Annotated in this window: 9 protein-coding genes; all 9 read right to left on the reverse strand. The window is 42.9% G+C overall.

Going from position 1 to position 18,026, the window contains the following annotated elements:
• Positions 1 to 258 precede the first annotated feature (258 nt).
• Complete coding sequence (locus AC1DNH_RS09265) at positions 259 to 987, reverse strand: acyl-CoA desaturase (protein WP_215131673.1); 729 nt, start codon at positions 985 to 987, stop codon at positions 259 to 261.
• A gap of 140 nt (positions 988 to 1,127) precedes the next feature.
• Entirely contained in the window at positions 1,128 to 1,625 is a 498-nt protein-coding gene (locus AC1DNH_RS09270; protein WP_025142534.1) for a cupin domain-containing protein, read from the reverse strand.
• Positions 1,626 to 2,000: 375 nt separating this feature from the next.
• Positions 2,001 to 3,557: a RagB/SusD family nutrient uptake outer membrane protein gene (locus AC1DNH_RS09275; protein ID WP_477582705.1), complete on the reverse strand. Its 1,557-nt coding sequence runs from the start codon at positions 3,555 to 3,557 to the stop codon at positions 2,001 to 2,003.
• Between the two features lie 25 nt (positions 3,558 to 3,582).
• Positions 3,583 to 6,783 carry a SusC/RagA family TonB-linked outer membrane protein gene (locus AC1DNH_RS09280; protein WP_477608896.1) on the reverse strand — a complete coding sequence of 1,067 codons (3,201 nt, stop codon included), beginning with the start codon at positions 6,781 to 6,783 and terminating at the stop codon, positions 3,583 to 3,585.
• A gap of 861 nt (positions 6,784 to 7,644) precedes the next feature.
• Entirely contained in the window at positions 7,645 to 9,915 is a 2,271-nt protein-coding gene (gene katG / locus AC1DNH_RS09285) for a catalase/peroxidase HPI (protein ID WP_477584737.1), read from the reverse strand.
• Between the two features lie 256 nt (positions 9,916 to 10,171).
• On the reverse strand, positions 10,172 to 11,560 hold the full coding sequence (locus AC1DNH_RS09290; protein WP_477584312.1) for a serine/threonine protein kinase: 1,389 nt from the start codon (positions 11,558 to 11,560) through the stop codon (positions 10,172 to 10,174).
• The gene (locus tag AC1DNH_RS09295; protein WP_477611097.1) at positions 11,553 to 12,353 is read right to left on the reverse strand and encodes an FHA domain-containing protein; all 801 of its coding nucleotides are present in this window, start codon (positions 12,351 to 12,353) and stop codon (positions 11,553 to 11,555) included. Before AC1DNH_RS09295 ends, AC1DNH_RS09290 begins: the two co-directional genes overlap by 8 nt.
• A 126-nt stretch (positions 12,354 to 12,479) precedes the next feature.
• Entirely contained in the window at positions 12,480 to 16,583 is a 4,104-nt protein-coding gene (locus AC1DNH_RS09300; RefSeq protein ID WP_477584314.1) for an FtsW/RodA/SpoVE family cell cycle protein, read from the reverse strand.
• A complete protein-coding gene (locus tag AC1DNH_RS09305; protein ID WP_477610362.1) occupies positions 16,570 to 18,015 on the reverse strand; it encodes a PP2C family protein-serine/threonine phosphatase in 1,446 nt (481 codons plus the stop codon). The genes AC1DNH_RS09300 and AC1DNH_RS09305 overlap by 14 nt, the downstream gene beginning before the upstream one ends.
• Between the last annotated feature and the right edge of the window lie 11 nt (positions 18,016 to 18,026).

Here is an 18,026-nt window from a genome sequence, read left to right on the forward strand (position 1 = left end):
TGGATGACAGTAAGCCCCTTATTGCTCTTTGATTACACTCAAAACCATGAAATGAAACTTCTGACAGTCCTCCAACAGGATAACAAGTTGTAAAGATTAATTCCGTGATTCCAGTGTTTCCGTGGCGGAAAAAAGCTATGGCTGGTTTAGTGAACCAAACGGAAAAAACAAATGGTCTGTGAGGACACAGACCATGGAATAAATCCCGAACATTCGGAATAGTATGACGAGCACTTAGCTTTGAGCTTTAGTCTTCCCTTAAACCTTTCTAATTTTTATAATACGCATCCAGTGCAATACCTTCATTACCGGATAGGTTGGATCAAATTCCCACCATTTGGTAGCAAAGTTAGGACTGTTTGGTTTTTTGTGGTGGTTGTTCTGAAAAAGTTCGCCCATTAATAAGAAATCCCAAGGTAATGAGTTTTTGCTATGATCATCATTATCATGGTTAGAATAGCCATATTTATGACCACACCAGTTTACAATTGCCCCATGTAAAGGGCCCATCAAAAAGTGGATCGGCAATAAAATAAACAGCCACCAGTGGTTGGCAAAAGCAACATAAAAACCAATGTAAAATAGGCCGCATGCAATTCTCCAGGCCCATGAATTTCCAATCTTATCCACAATTGGCCATTCAGGATAATTTCCCTGGAAAGCTGGCTCTGGCTGTATTTTAAATTGCAGATAATTCATGTACATATTCTTCGTTGCAACCATCATCCCGAAAACATCTTTAAAAAAATGTGGTGAGTGTGGATCTTTCTCTGTGTCGCTATAAGCATGGTGCATCCGGTGCAGAATGGCATAAGCCCTGGGGTTTAAAAATGATGAGCCTTGCGAGATCAGCAATATCAGATAGAAAAACCGCTCCCAAAAAAGCTCCATTTTAAACATCTTGTGCGACGAGTAACGGTGAAGGAAAAAGGTTTGGCTAAACAGGGATAAAAACCAATGGCAAAGAAAAAAAATGAAGATAATCATGTAAGGATGTATATGCTTTATAAACGTATTTTGAGGGCGTTTAGTTTTTAATCGTGTAGAAAAAACGCTTTAAATTAAGCGTTTAGACAAAAAGAATCCTGTTCCAATGCATAGAACAGGATTCTTTTTTAAATTATTTATTATCTACCGAAATCGTCTTGAACACGTACGATATCGCTTTCATCTGATGGATTTGAAGCATCGGTATGTTGCCATATTTCTGCTACAACACCCCAATCTTCTAAACCGATTAAGCGGTGGCGTTCACCTTGTTGTAATTTGATCTGGTCTTTTGGAGCATATTTTTTCACTTCACCTTCTTCATCAGTTTGGCTGGTTTTAATACCAACAGTACCGGTTACCACTTGCCAGATTTCGGCTCTGCGGTGGTGATATTGCCACGAAAGACGTGTATTTGGTGCAACGATTAAAATTTTCGGACTTAATTTACCGCCAATTTTAAGGTCTTCAACATTTAATCCATCAAAATAAGTATCGGCAAATTGTTGCGCCTGTGCTTCATCTATTACAAAAAAACCACCCCAAGGGCGTGTTTCATCGCGGTTTACTACATTAAAACCTTCAATTTTTAAACGTTGTGCTACGCTTTCGAATATTTCTTTTTTGTCGTTTGTCATTGATAAAATATTAGTTTTCTAATAATTGTCGAGGTTCACAGGCATCAATTAATCTCCCTGTGTGGTTCTATAATTTGCCGCAAAAATAAGTCTAATAAATTAAAAAAGCCCCTTCACTCCTTTTATTTTTTTAAACTCAATTTATGAATTACCGTAAAATCTGCCCATACAATAGTTAAAGACTATAAAATTGCTGATAAACACCTCCATTGCTTTAGTATGCTCGCGAGCGGCGGCGAGGGATCTCTATTCGGTTGTGCTTCAGCCGAAACGACGATGAAAACGGATGCCTCGTATCGGGCACCCGTTTTTTTGTTAAAACATTATTTATGGTCGGTGTGACACCAACCATTAGAAATAATAAAATACTGTTGTTTAATAACCTGGATTTGGAGTCAGGTTAGGATTGTTTTTGATTTCTGAAGTAGGAATCGGGAACAATAAATGTTTGGTTTGCAAAGGTTGGTTTACACTTTTATTAATGTGGCCAACAAAATTATCAAAACCATTGGTGCTTTCATTGTACACTTTACGTAACCGCACCATATCAAACCAGGTAACGCCCTCGTAGCACAGTTCGTGCCAGCGTTCTCTCCAAACGGCTTCTTCAAACTGTGTTTGGCTCAAACCTGCAAGATCGGCCAATTGCGCTCTTTTTCGTACTGCATTTATAGCAGTATAGGCTGCAACATTCGGACTACCATCTGCCCTGTTCTGTGCTTCGGCATAAATTAATAAGGTTTCGGCATAACGGATCTGTGGAATATTCAGATCGCTCCTGCTGGTACCTTCTACACCTAGTGTTCCATTTGCAATCAGATCGAAGTGTTTAAAAACATAAGGCTTACCGCGGTTAATCAACGGCATTTTAAATCCATCGGTATAATAATCGGTAAAGAAATAACCTTCTCTGTTTTTAGCCCTTAAATCTCCCGCCTCATACGAACCATAAAAATCTGCGGTTGGAATAGCCGTTCCAATGCCATCAATTTTAGAAACCAATGGCTGGTGCAAAGGTAAATAAGATGATTGCAAGGGGTTACCAGATCCGGCAGCATCATTGTATTGGATTCCGAATAAATGCTCTATTTTATTGTCATTCTTCGCATCGTGAAGGGCTCCATAACCAGGGAACAAGCCAAGTGATGCTGGATTCCCGGTTGAATAATCGATTACCTCTTTGGCCTTATCTGCAGCTAATTTATAATACGCTGCTCCTTTGTTAAGTGGCTGTCCGGCCATGGTTAAATATACTTTTGCCAGTTCAGATTTAATTGCTGCTGTAGAAACACGTCCACTCGCATCCATAAAAGGCAGACCTGCCGCTTCTGCAGCAACCAGATCATCAACAATGAGTTTGTATACCTGCTCTTGTGGTGTACGGGAAGGAGAAAAATTGGGATCGTTAGGACTGGTAATCGGTTTAGTGATTAAAGGCACATCGCCCCATAAACGTACCAGGTAAAAATATGCCCAGGCCCTGATGAAAGCAGCCTCTCCTAAAATCCTTTTTTTCTGTGCATTGTCCATCGGGTTAATGCCCGGAACTTTATCCAACACCAGGTTAGCTTGTGCAATCACTTTGTAAAAGCCGTTCCAGTTTTGGTTAACATGCAGGTTTGTTCCATCATAAATTAATGAATACAAATTGTTCAGATCGGAGTTTTGTGCTGTTTCGGTAGATTGTATGCCGGTTGGTGCATCAAGCATCTGCCAGTTGTTGGAATAAATACCGGCACCGTTTCCAATAAACCGAATCTCTGCATAAACAGCAGCAATACCTGCTTCCGCATGTTCTGGTAAAGTATAAAAACTATTGGGCGAAAGATTGGTGGGATCTGTTTCATCTAAAAACTTCTTACATCCCGAGTTTGCGATTATAGCGCCGCTTAGCAACAACAAAGCAGCGATATTTTTTATGTTCATTTTCATGTTGATATCCTTTCTTTAGTTAATGTTATAATCCAATGTTTAAACCTACCATGAATGTAGTTGGCTTTGGATAATCGAAAAATGTTTGACCCTGTGCAAATGCATTTCCATAGGTAGTTACCTCAGGGTCGTTACCTGTATACTTGGTTGCCAGGAAGAAATTTTGAACAGATGCATAAACACGAAGTTTGCTTAAGCGTAATTTTTCGACAAGTGTTTTATCAAAAGTATAACCTAGTAAAAGGTTTTTTCCACGGATGAAAGAACCGTCTTCTAACCAATGGGTATCCACGTTGGTAACATATCCGGCAGATTGATCCCTGATTGCGGCGATCGGTGTATTTTGATTCTGAGGAGTCCAGGCATTCAATACGCTGGCAAAGCTATTGGCCTGTACCTGTCTGTCTTCACCCGAGTGATGGGTCATATTCAACACATCATTCCCATAAGAATATTGAAGTTCTACAATCAGCTCTAAGTTTTTATAGCGGAATGAGTTACCAAACGACCCCCAGCCTTTCGGCGTTCCGTTACCAATAATCTGACGGTCGGCATCTGTAATGGCATGATCGCCGTTTACATCTAAATATTTAATATCGCCAGGAAGCAAAGTTTTACCACCCCGGTAACTTACATATTGGGCTGCTTCTGCCCTTTCGGCCTCGCTCCAGGTTCCTAAACGTACAAGCCCCCAGAATGAACCCACAGGCTCACCTACCCTGATAATACCAGTTTGATTGGTGAAATTTGGGTTACCCACACCAAAAATATCATCAGGAGTAGCCAAAGAAAGTACCTTGTTACGGTTAAGGGAGATATTGAAGCTGGTTTTCCAGGTAAAATTGTCGGTTTGTACATTTACCGTATTAATCCCTAAATCTAAACCTTTGTTCTGCATAGACCCGATATTTTTTCTGATCACCGAATATCCTGTGGTACGTGGAACCGGGGCATCCAATAACATATCGGTTGTTTTTCTATAATAAAGATCGGCCTCTAAATTAATGCGGTTGTTAAACAAACCTAATTCTAAACCCGCATCAACCTGTGCTGTTTTTTCCCAAACCAGATCCGGATTGGCCAACCTGCCGATACCAATACCGGTTACCTTACTATCATTAATAATAGCTGAGTTATTAACCAATGTGGCGAGCGATTGATACGCAGGGAGCTCTGAGTTACCACTTAAACCATAACTGGTTCTTAGTTTTAAGTTAGAGATAGTTTTGTTTCCTTTAAGAAAATCTTCGTCTGAAGCTTTCCAGGCCAGTGCTGCCGAAGGGAAAAAGGCAAACTTATGGTTCTCTCCGAATTTGGATGAGCCATCTACCCTACCTGTAAAAGTAACCAGGTATTTATCTTTAAAAGCATAGTTTAATCTTCCAAAATAAGAGTTAAAAGCCGATCTGTTCCGGCTAGAGCCCACTGTAATCGATTTACTTCCAGAGCCCATGTTATTGTTTCCGTAAAAATCGGTTACAAAATTCTCCGCATGGCTGGTATTGCTAAAGAAGCTGGTGGCCTGCCAGGAGATACCCAATAACGCATTAATGGCATGCGATTCGGCAAAACGTTTGTTATAGGTTAAATAGTTTTCCAGTGACCAGAAGGTTTCCCGATCATCGGTTACATTGGCCGTTCCATTCTGGCCATCAGAGATACCGTATAATTGTTTGGCATTGTACTCATTAATGTTACGGCTCACAATATTGGCCCCTAACTGGGTACGGAACTCTAAATCTTTGCTAAAGCTGATGGTAGAGTAAATACTTCCCAAAGCAGTTTGGGTAACCATTCCATATTTTTGATCAGTTAAGATGTGCACCGGATTAGAGCCTCCTTCTGCCCATGGAATCAGTTTATTATCGCCCCACTTGCCATCTGCCAGTTTAATCGGTAGAAAAGGAAATGCTTCTGTAATCATACGGACCGAATTTAAGCCGCCAGTTCCCTGATCAACAATGTTTTCATTCTGGTTATTGTAGCTCAAATTACCGCCTACCTTTAACCATGGTTTAATTTTACTATCGAAATTAAACCTGCCCGAATATCGTTTTAAATAAGAGTTCAGTAAAAGTCCCTGGTCATCGCGGTAGCCTGCAAAAACACCGTAAGTACTATTTTCGTTTCCACCTGTAAAACCCAGCTGGTGATTTTGCGAAAGTTTGTTCTGTGTAGATTCTTTTAACCAATCGGTATTATATAATGGATTTCCATTGCCATCGAAAAATTGAGGTAAGGCAATTCTGGCTGCTTTTGGAACGGGTTTGGATGCGTAACTTCCTGCTGCCCAACCTACCGGATCGTAAACTTTAATATTCTCATAAGCCAGATCCTGCACTTTAACGTATTCGAAGGCATCAAGCATCTTAACATGATGTGCCGCCAATGTATTTATACCAAAATCTGCATCATAGGTAATGCGTTGGGCATTTGCTGTTCCTTTTTTAGTGGTGATTAAAATTACCCCATTTGCACCCCTTGCACCGTATATGGCCGTTGAAGAAGCATCCTTTAACACCTCTACTGAAGCGATATCGCTTGGGTTAATGTAATCGATAGCGTTACTGTTCTGTGTTTGCGATCCCACTGGCAAAGCCACACCATCTACTACATAAAGTGGATTGTTGCTTGTATTGATTGAACTAAATCCACGGATTTTGATATTAGTCTGCCCGCCGGGCCTACCCGAGTTGGTGTTTACTTGTACACCAGAAATACGGCCAGCTAGTGCCTGGTTTAGCGATGAAGACGGACGTTCCTGAAGTTCGCTGGCTTTGACCACACCAACAGAACCCGTAAGATCTGTTTTTTTCACCGATCCATAACCAATTACCACTACTTCATCTAACTTATTGGCTTCGGCAGGTGCCATTTTAACGCTAATGTTAGCTTCATTGCCTACTGTTATATCTTTATTTTGATAGCCCACATAAGAAAAACGGATCACATCGTTTGTGTTGGCCTCAATGCTGAATTTACCAGCTTCGTCGGTTACAGCAGTTTTACCTGACGAAATGTTTTTGATGCCAACTCCAGGAATAGGCATGTTTTTTTCGTCTAATACGGTCCCTGTAATTACTTTTCGGTTTTGGATATGCACTAAAGGCATATTTAGCTCAGAAAATCCATCGGATTTTTCAGCAACCGGATTCATCGAAAAAGCAGGACTATTGAGCAAAAAAAGCACAGAAAGCCCTGAAATCTTTAGTAGATTGATTTTCATTGGTTTAGGTTTAGTAAATGGTTAGTTAATAATATATAATTCAACTGCTAGCAGCTAAAACGTTTTATCAATTATTCAATAAAAAATAATTGACTGCAAATCATCATCTTTAATCAGAAGGCTTTGAGTTAAAAGCAATTGTGTGATGGGAGATCGTATTTTTAAACGGGTTAAAAACTACACACAAATAAACTACACAGACATATACTGCACCACAGGTAGCAAATATTCCTAAGCTCATCATCATATTCGGTTATTGATAAATCGATTTATCAATTCAATATTAAATATTTTATCACAAAATCAAGAATATTATTTTGATCAGTAGAAGTACACTATCGTATAAATCCGATTACAGTATGATTACTTTTACAGGCGCAAAAATTTTTGAATAAGTATTTCAGGCAAATCAAAAAATGGCTCACTCTAAATTCACTATGCCTCACCTACTTAAGTGTATTTTTAAGAATTTGATAAAAAAATTAAGTTTTTTTTCAAGAGAAAGCACATCAGGTTTCTTATCAGTAACATTGATCAGCATTGTATCGCGAATGTTGTGTTTGGGCCTTGCCGTATATAAACAAGAAAGCCCCATATTGCTATGAGGCCAATTATTTTGTCTTATTCGCATCCACCAATAAAACTAAACCAAACAAACTAATGAAATTAAAAGACAAATAAGTTTGAGAATTGTTTTAATAAATAAAATCTTTTAATATTTTTTTTATTAGGTTATAAGGAATAAAATAGATGCTGCAAAAAAAATGCAATTGAGATCGATATCAGACCATGATAAAAAACGATAGTACAAAAAAGGCACCGAAATTTCCGATGCCTTTAAATGTTGCGCTGTATTTCTGATTAATTTAAATCAAAACGATCTAAATTCATTACTTTATTCCAGATGGCCACAAAGTCTTTTACAAATTTACCTTGTGCATCTGTGCTTGCGTATACCTCTGCAATAGCCCTAAGCTCGGCATTAGAACCAAATACAAGATCTGCACGGGTTGCGGTCCATTTTGGCTGACCAGTTGAACGGCTGCTTCCAATATAGAGTTCTTTATCTTCTGCAACAGCTTTCCATGCGGTTTCCATATCCAAAAGGTTTACAAAAAAGTCGTTAGTTAACTGGCCGGGTTTTTCTGTTAAGACACCATTTTTCGAGCCATCAAAATTTGTATCCAACGCACGTAAACCACCTACCAACACCGTCAGTTCAGGTGCTGTTAAAGTAAGCAACTGGGCTTTATCAATCAGGAATTCTTCTGTAGGAACAGGAGATTTTGAATTACGGTAGTTACGGAAACCATCAGCAGCTGGCTCTAAATAACCAAAAGATTCTACGTCGGTTTGTTCTTGCGAAGCATCCATTCGGCCTGGTGCAAAAGGCACTGTAACTGAATGGCCCGCAGCAGCTTTTTCTACCGCAGCAGCACCTGCCAATACAATTAAATCGGCCAGTGAAACTTTTTTGCCTTCAGCTTGTGCACCATTAAATTCTTTTTGGATTCCTTCCAATACGCCCAATACTTTCTGCAATTGTGGAGGATTGTTAACTGCCCAATCTTTTTGAGGAGCCAAACGGATCCGTGCACCATTGGCACCGCCACGTTTATCAGAACCGCGGAAAGTAGAAGCCGAAGCCCATGCAGTAGAAACCAGTTCGGCCACACTCAATCCTGAAGCCAATACTTTTGCTTTTAATGTTGCGATATCACTTTCATTGATCAATGCATGGTTAACAGCTGGTATCGGATCTTGCCAGAGCAATTCTTCTTGTGGTACATCTGGCCCTAAGTAACGTGCCAAAGGCCCCATATCGCGATGGGTTAATTTAAACCATGCCCTAGCAAATGCATCAGCAAACTGATCTGGGTTTTCTAAGAAACGTCTTGATATTTTTTCATAAGCCGGATCGAACCTTAAAGAAAGGTCGGTGGTAAGCATCGTTGGCAGGTGTTTTTTCGATCCGTCAAATGCATCAGGAATAATGGCGGCTGCATTTATAGCTTTCCATTGATGAGCACCGGCAGGGCTTTTCGATAATTCCCATTCAAATCCAAAAAGGTTTTCAAAAAAATTATTGCTCCACTGCGTTGGTGTTGTGGTCCAGATTACTTCCAATCCACTCGTAATGGCATCAGCACCTTTGCCAGAAGCATAACTGCTGTTCCATCCTAAACCTTGACTTTCGATACCGGCGGCTTCAGGCTCTTTGCCCACGTGATCTGCTGAAGCAGCACCATGGGTTTTACCAAAGGTATGCCCGCCAGCAATTAATGCTACCGTTTCTTCATCATCCATTGCCATGCGGCCAAAAGTATCCCGGATATCTTTCGCAGCAAGAATTGGGTCAGGGTTTCCATCAGGGCCTTCAGGGTTTACATATATTAATCCCATTTGCACGGCAGCAAGTGGTTTTTCTAAGTTACGTGAGTGAACATCTCCATCGGCATTGTCATCCGTAACCACAACACCGTGTGCTTTATGCGCACCGTCAGAACCGTGTGCATAACGGAGATCGCCACCCAGCCAGGTTGTTTCCGAACCCCAATATACCGATTCATCAGCCTCCCAAACGTCCTCACGCCCACCGGCAAATCCAAAGGTTTTGAAGCCCATCGATTCTAAGGCAATATTACCGGTTAAGATCATTAAATCTGCCCATGAAATTTTGCGCCCGTATTTTTGTTTAATCGGCCAAAGTAATCTGCGGGCTTTATCAAGGCTCACATTATCCGGCCAGCTGTTCAGCGGTGCAAAACGTTGTAATCCGGCACCAGCACCACCACGGCCATCGCCCACTCTGTAGGTCCCGGCACTGTGCCATGCCATGCGGATAAATAAACCTCCATAGTGACCAAAATCTGCCGGCCACCAATCTTGCGAATCCGTCATCAGTGCATGAAGGTCTGCCTTTAATGCGGCTAAGTCTAAACTTTTAAAAGCTTCGGCATAACTAAATTCGCCGTCCATTGGGTTGGATAAGTTAGAATGCTGACGCAAAATACCCAACTTTAACTGCTTTGGCCACCAGTCGCCATTTCGGGTACCGCCACCACCTACATTACTTTTCATGCTGCCATTATGAAACGGGCACTTGCTAATATCGTTCGATTCTTTTTCCATATATTTTTTGTTAGTATAATCTAATTCCTTATTAAAGCTTAACCGGAATATTATAAATTTAGAGAATTGAAAGAACTAATCACAATCATTTAATTCTATAATGGAATAGTTAGAATCTATTACTATGCTATATCAGCAATTTAGGAGGATGCCAGGGCTTAGATCATTAAAATTTAACCTTATGTTAATCCTTCCTTAAAATAAAAAGGCCACATTAAGTATTTAAATTTCGGAAGGTATGATGTAGCTGGCTTTCTCAGAATATACCCAGAAATTTCTTCTTCTTTTTACCGTTCTGTTTCCTGGCTTTTTCGGTTGCTTTTACTTGCTGGGGCCATTGCATTTTTGCTTTCCGGATGCTGTCTTCTCTCGCTGTTTGCAGCGCTTGCCTGTATTGCTGATTTGCGATTTCAAATGGCGACCGGTATGGGGTTGTCGGCGAGGCCGTAATATTATTGTTTTCTGTCTTAACTAAGCTGTAAACTACAAAGGCAACAACTAAGGTGCAGGCAGCAGCGTAGCCTAAAAAAGCCTTTCTTGACGCATGGATGTAATTTTCCTGGTGATATTCACCAGTCGAACTATTGTATTTTATTCCAGCCTTGAAAGCAAGGGGTTTTAATGTTGCCAGCTCTTTTTCAAGCTTTTGGTTCTTTTTCTGTGTATCAACATATAAACCGGCATAATGTAAGGCTTCGTTGGGTATAGTATTTTCTCTGTGCCTGATGTCTTGTGGTACCGACAATATTCCCGCATTAACTGCCTTCTGCAGTTCCATTCCATTGGCATACCGTTCATCTGGATTTTTTTGCAGGCATCGCCCGATCAGCTCAATCAACCAGTGGGGTACCTGCATCTCCGCATGCAGAATATCGTCCTGAAACGTATTTTCCAGATTGCTTTTACGCAGTGACATGCCATCCGGGATTTCCTTTTCAAGATGTGATATCATGACCGTATTGCGGGCGGTATCACCTCCTCCTTCGAGTGGAAAAGGAACCTGCCCGGCCAGGAGTTCATACAGGATAATACCGTAACTATAAATGTCTGTCTGTAACAGCATTTTTCCCTCATGCTGTTCGGGTGCCATAAACTCTACTGCCCCGGCATGGCGAATGCTTGTTCTGCGCTGCTCTTCACTCATAATGGCCAGGCCAAAATCCAATAGTACATAATTGGCAGTCTGCATATTGTACTTCACATTATTGCTTTTAATATCGCCATGTTTGACGCCAACCTGATGACAGTGTGCAAGTGCAGCAGCCAGTTGTTCCGCTACTTTCAAGAGTTCTTTAACGGTGAAAACTTTTTGGTGCGGAGGTAATAGCAGTTCGCTGAGTTCGGGGCCTTCGATGTATTCCATTTCTATATAAGGAAAGGATCCACTATCGGTAATCCCCGAACTGAGTATCTTCACCACATTCGGGCTTGGATGGGCGTTTACCTGCTGCAGTTTATTCACTTCATTGAGAAAATTCCTGTAGTTTTTATCGCTTTCATCTTCCACGTAAATTGGTGTGGGGATAAGTTTAATGGCAGAATAAACCGGCCCCATGCGCATCCCCTTGTAAACAGATCCCTGCCCACCGGTTTTTAATGCGCCGAGATTTTGTAGCCCTTCTGTAATTGTAAAAATTTTACTCATGATGCTGCGGCTTAAAACTAAACTCCAACACGACCGATTCGCCCAAGATAATCTGATCTCCCTCGGCCAATTCCTGCCCGATCTGGGTAGCATGGAGTTTTACTGTCTTTTCGGTAAGCGCTGAACGTAGTTTGACCTTATTGCGGGGTGGTATTCCACCTTCATCTGCGAAGATTACAAATTTGGCTATGCTCGTATCCCATTCGATATGCGCATGCTGCCGGCTGATGTACTTATTTCGTTCATCATCACTTTCCGATGGAAATGCAATGTGGTTGGTGCGGAAAAAACCTTCATCAGACTGTGCCTTTTCATCTCTGCCGATATTGTATTTCCCTCCCGAGGAAGTTATTTCGTAGATTGGCTGTAAAGTCTTGCCGCTAAGTGCTTTTAGGTAGGCTTTAGCCTGTTGCTTAACAAAATGGGTTTTGGTTTTGACCAACAGTGCTATCGGCAGATTTTGCATTTGAACCGCGTCGTCCGGAATAGCTTCGTCGAAAGCAACCGTGACTGACCAGCCTGAGGGCAGATCCAGGGAATAGTCATCACTGATGCGTTGTATTTCGTTTTTTAATTGGTCGGGATCCTCGGTAAATACGGCAGCTTCATACACATGGCGTGCTGCAGGGCTGCAGTGGATAAAAATACCCAAACCTTTGATATTTGCGCCTTCTCCACCCTCCGCTTTTTGTAACTCCTGTTTTACAAATTGCAGTAATGCGTGCCTGATTCCCTTCACATCATCGGGATGCTCCCCACTTGCGCTTTTGAAGAGGTCGAATATCATTTTCATCTGTAAGTTTTGTTAGTGCTTGCTACTGTGTTATTAAAATATCGATTAAACATCTGCTCTGTTCGCAATTGTGATGAAGCTACACAAGCTATGGATTTATGGTTTGAGTTAAAATGTTTCATTTCTTCAATTAAGTTCCGGTACAGTTGCATTGTCATCAGTTTTGGCCGAAGGCACAATGCTTTTAATATAGCCACCTTCTTTTAAGAACGGAATCACATGTTTGCCGGCCAATCGTACTGCGTCTGATGATCCTTTGGTCGCCTCAATGCGGATACAGACTACAATATGACCATTGCCAGTTGCAGTCGGCGCAAAAAATACATACCAGCCATCATTAATCTGCTGTTTCTTCCAGATCCGCTCCGGCGTACCGGTTTTACCGGCAACGGCCAGCCCAAGCGTTTGCACTTTTGGACTGCTCTGTTTGATCATGTACTCCTGCATTAACCTGGCGTATGCCGGATTGTTTACCAATTTCGTACCAGTTTTTATCGCCTGCGGCTGGTCGCTTACTTTAAGTACAAACCTGTTTGCAATCATATTTCCATTATTTGCAATCCCCGCAGCCATTCTTGCCACTGCCGCTGGGGTTGCAATAAGTGCACCCTGCCCCCAAGACATTCCGGAAATTCCCTTTGCCCTGGTCTTTCGGATATTGTTGGGATCATACTTTGGTTTGGTATTGAATTCGGTCTTGCGCCAAAGTTGTTTCCATTTTTCTTCCTGTGCCGCGTTTTCGCTGGGCTTATTGTAATAATACCCTCCGGCCCCATGCAGGAACATGCCTGTTTTTAAGTACAGCTCACCCATGTTTTCCTGCAGCTGCTCCTGGTTTGCAAGTTTGATGAAATAGACGTTGTTGGATTTCACCACCGCCCGTTCCAGATCAATCCATCCCGTTTCATCCGGCTCGATACCTTTTGTACGGATACGCTCCCAGGAGGCCACCTGGTATTTTTTTTCGGCAGCGGCCATGCCCAGTTTATTGAAGGATGCCATGGCGGTAATCAGCTTAGCGGTTGAGCCTGGCTGTGTGAAATTGGTAAAGCCAAGGTCAGCGGTCGTTGTCCACCCCGAAAGCTGGTTCTGTTCTGCATTGGTCATGGTCAGCCGTTCCCAATCATGTATGGGTGGCAGCGGATATACTGCTGAAGTAAGGACATCACCAGAACTTGCTTCCATGATCACTACAGAAACCCGGTTATCCGATAATGAAGTGTCACGGGCAATGGACTTTTGAATCTTGGTCTGCAGACCGGCATCCACGGTTAATTGTACATCGCGGTTTTTATTTTTAAAATCTTCCACCTCTTTGCTGCTGATTCCGGCAAGGAGTAACGGAGAAAGTGCGGCGTAATCTTTTTTCACGACCGTCATTTCCTTAACTCCCCGTGCCAGGAAACGGTTTTCACTGTATCTATTTGCAAGAACTGTAAAGCTCTTTAGAGGCAGTTTAAAGCCGCGGAGTTCGGCCGCGTGCTCATAATCGGCAAAATAGCCATTAACACTTCCATTAAATATGCCTGAATTTGCATCACCTGTCCAAAAAAACAATTGTTCTTCGAAAGGATAATACCGGTCTAAACGTTGATGTACCGCAGAATCGAGATTGTAATTCGGGATACCCGCACCGATGAGCTTAAAATGTTGCGCCTTCACACTGTCGACGTTGCTGGTTGCCATTAAAATTCCCTTGCGGTCGTGTATGGTTCCGGCTTTTAAACGGCTCATCAATATTGCGATCCGGGGATTGTAACTGAACATTCTCGCGCCGCTACGGTCGGCTACCAAGGCTGGCTGTACTACCCATTTCCGGTTGTTAAGTACATAGCCCGCTACATTAACGCCCAATAGCAGGATGCCCAAACAGGCGGCAATTAGGGCCGGCACCAGGTTTTTGTCCTGCGCTTTGGCGATGTACTGCATCTGTACTTCACTGCCACGGACAGCAGATACTGACATCAAAAATCCGGCGGCTAAAAAATTGAGTACGAGTGATGATCCCCCATAACTTTGAAAGGGCAGGGATACCCCAGATAGCGGTAGCGCTCCGGTAGAACCACCTGCTATGAGCAGGAACTGTACAAAGGTGGATACGCCGACCCCTGCACTTAAATAAAAGAGAAATGGTGATCCGGTCCTCCTCCCGATAATAATGGATCGATGAAGGTACAACAGGAACAGCAGGAAGATGCACAATATGCCCGTTAATCCAAATTCTTCACCTATCGAAGGTAAGATCATATCGGTATGTGCTTCAGGAATGGTTTTGGCAAAGCCCTGCCCCACGCCCTGCCCTGTCGCGCCACCTGTAGACATGGCCCACAGGCCATTGGCCACCTGGTCGCCGCCATACACTTCATTGTTCCAGGCATCCTGCCAGATGGCTTTGCGATCCCCCAGGCGTTGTACCGGACCAGGAAATACGCGGTCCAGATATGGAATCTGATCAATCGTTAAAAAGGCCGACATGATCACCAGCACCATGATGGCGGACTCACTGAGCTGCCTGCGCCCGAAAAACATCAGCGTACCGACCAAAAGCAAGGTAATCGCAGTGGATATCCATACGTTTTCAAAAATCCATGAGGCCAATACGTATAACACGATAGCGCCTGCCATGAACATAAAATCGCCCCGCGAGAATGAAAACAGTATAATAAAGGTGAAACAAACCACCATCGCCGGACCAAGGTCTCCCAATATCAGAAATAACATGAGGGTTAACAGTATCGCCAATAGGGCAAAGGAGAAAAATGACCATCTTTTTTTCCAGCTCATATATTCACTGATCAGTTTCTCGTTTACGGCAAAAAATCCTGCAAGAAAAAAAATGATCAGATACTTTACTACTTCACTGGGCTGAAATCCGAACAGGTTTACCTTTACACCACTTCCTTCTGGCCCGGTTCCGAATAAGATAGTGAGTGCCAGCAATCCAATGGCGGCCAGGGCCCAGGGCCAGCCGTTTGCGGCCGATCGGATGTTCTTAAATAAAAGCAGGCGGTAAAGCCAGGTATCGGTATTGAAACGGCGCAGTTTAATACACAGTATCAATAAAATGCCCCCGAAACCCATGAGCAGATATAAAAGGGAATCTTTAGCTAAAAAACGGTCGCGCAGCGGATCCTGCAAACTCAGCAGCATCAGGAATGATATGCCAGTAAGCATCATCACTACGGGCAATATCACCTGATCGGCAGTGCTGAATTTCCATGACAGGATCAAGTGGACAAGTAAAAATCCACCGATCAGGCTTCCGCAGATGATCATAAACCACTTGTTGAATTCGTCGGGTGTTCTGATGATCAGTGATTTTTCCTTTTTGAGGATATTGAAGTCCCTGGTAGAGAAAAGCTTTATCGTATGTGGACGCTGTTCAAATGCGAAGGCAGTATTTTCATCAAGGTTTTGTACGCCCTTGGAGGCGCCAAACTGAAAACCTGGTTTTAAAGGCAATATTTTGAATGCCTGGTTGCCGGGCAGCTTGGCAAAAGTAAATTCCCCTGCAGTACCGGTACGGGCATAGGCGGTGAGCTGGAGTAATTTCCGTTTACCGGCAATATCCAAAGTATAAACCTTTGTAATGCCATTAGCCTTTTCAGTTATATTTTTGATGGTTTCTGTCGGCTCGTCGTTGTAAATACTGTCCTGTGGCAAAATCATTTCCAACCGGACTAAAACACCAGGCGCAGCTTTTTTATTCTCTACGATTTTCCCACTGATATCATACTCGCCCATGCCGAGATTTACCTGGGAGGGGTATGGGCGGGGGTTACTTTGCTCCTGGTCGAATTTAAGCGAATCATCACCGGTATAACCAAGCAATGCCCGGGATGCCAACACCCTTGCTTTAAATGATTCCCCCCCTTTTTTATAGGCCTCATCTGCAGGTAAAAAGTACCTGCGTTTGTTCACTTCGCCAATGTTGTCGAGTTGCTCGGCATTTGGCGTTGCAGATGCAATGGTTTTTTCTATCAGATCAATGTCCCGCTGGTCTTCAAAATAGTAACCTTTTTTAAGTAGGTTACGGATATGTTCGGCAGGTTTTTCCGCATTCAGGTTAACCATGGTGCCGGCTTTTAAGCGTGGCCCAACTTCTTCAAATCTAGGCTGAATAATCGCGTATAATTGGTAGAAGAAGAGTGCGAGAACGGTTGCGGTGGCTAATATGAAGATCCGTTCCTGAGTCCGGCTCACTTTGACAGTTCCTTTATTCTGCTCCATTTTTTGAATCTGCGGTTTTAGGGGTGTTGCCTTTTAGTGTACCAATCTTCATCAGTGCTGCATTTACCGGTTTCCCGTCAGGAAAATGGATGTTATTCTGTACCGGGATTAAACAGTTGGTGAAGGTGACATTTTTGAGTAACAGTACCTGATCTGAAATGGCGATAGCGGTAGCGAAACCTTTAAACTGCAGGCTGTCCAGCTTCAATAGCCTTGATTGAGACAGCATCGCTATGGCTGCACCTTTGTATCCACTATCCGCTTGCAGCACAATGCCCTTTGCGATAACATACAAGGTATCTTTCCGCAGGCGTAAAGTATCGCTGATCAGGACCGGACTTTTAAAAATCGAGTCGGATAGTACCAGCGTGTCCCCCAGGGCATGGTCAAATGCATCTTGAAGTAACTGCTCCTGGCTGTTTCTCACTTTTCGTTTTGGTGATGGACTAAGGGTAGAGACCGTATCTGTAGTGTGCGGGTTCTGCAAATACAAAAATACGGTAGTGCCGAGAAGGATGAGGCATAAAATAACCAGCGCAGTGAACCAATAATTTCTTTTGGGCGCTGCATGAGTTTCCGGTGCTGGGCTTTCAGGCGTCCGTATCGCCTCATTATTTTCTGCTCCTGCGGCTGCATGGGGCTGTTGTGTAAAGTCTGGTCTGGTTGGTATTACCTTTTGGGGCGCTTTGTTGTTCTGCAGCAGCACAACGGTGATGTTGTCGCGCCCGCCGTTTTCATTGGCAAGCGCGATGAGATTGCCTGCTTTTTTAGCAAGTGTATCTCCTTGTAGAAGCAGGGTAGTAATATCCTGCCTGTTTACCATATCGGTCAGCCCATCACTGCATAATAAGAGGAGATCGCCCGGCAGGAAAGGAGATTGACCGGTTTCAATATAGCTCTCATCGGTAGCAATCTGATCGCTGAAACCGATCGCCTTATTAATTTCATTGCGTTTTGGATGCTGCATAGCAGCAGCCTCATCCAATCTTCCCGAATCTTCCAGAAAACCTACAAATGAATGGTCTTTAGAGATTTTAATCAGCGATCCGTCCCGTAGCAGATATAATCTGGTATCGCCAACGTGCGCATAATAAAATTGATTCTGCTCAATATCCGCAATTACCATAGTGGCCACGCAGGCCATTTCGGAAAGTTCTGCCTCTGTTTGCTTTTTGGCAATGATCATTTCATTTGTATTCCTGAATGCGCTGATCATCTGCGAGATTGGATCGGCCGGACGACCTGAGAATTGCATCGAAATCTGTTCCGTAGCAATACCCGCTGCTACTTCGCCGCCGTGATAGCCACCTACACCGTCTATTACAGCTGCCAAAATCAACTGATCGCTGGTGAGGGACTTAACAATAAAGCTGTCCTCGTTGTTGTCTCTGGATTTGCCGGTGTCTGTGAGGCCAAAAAAGTGTTTATCCATTTTTATTACGG

The sequence above is a fragment of the Pedobacter sp. 01N310 genome (genome assembly GCF_056399805.1).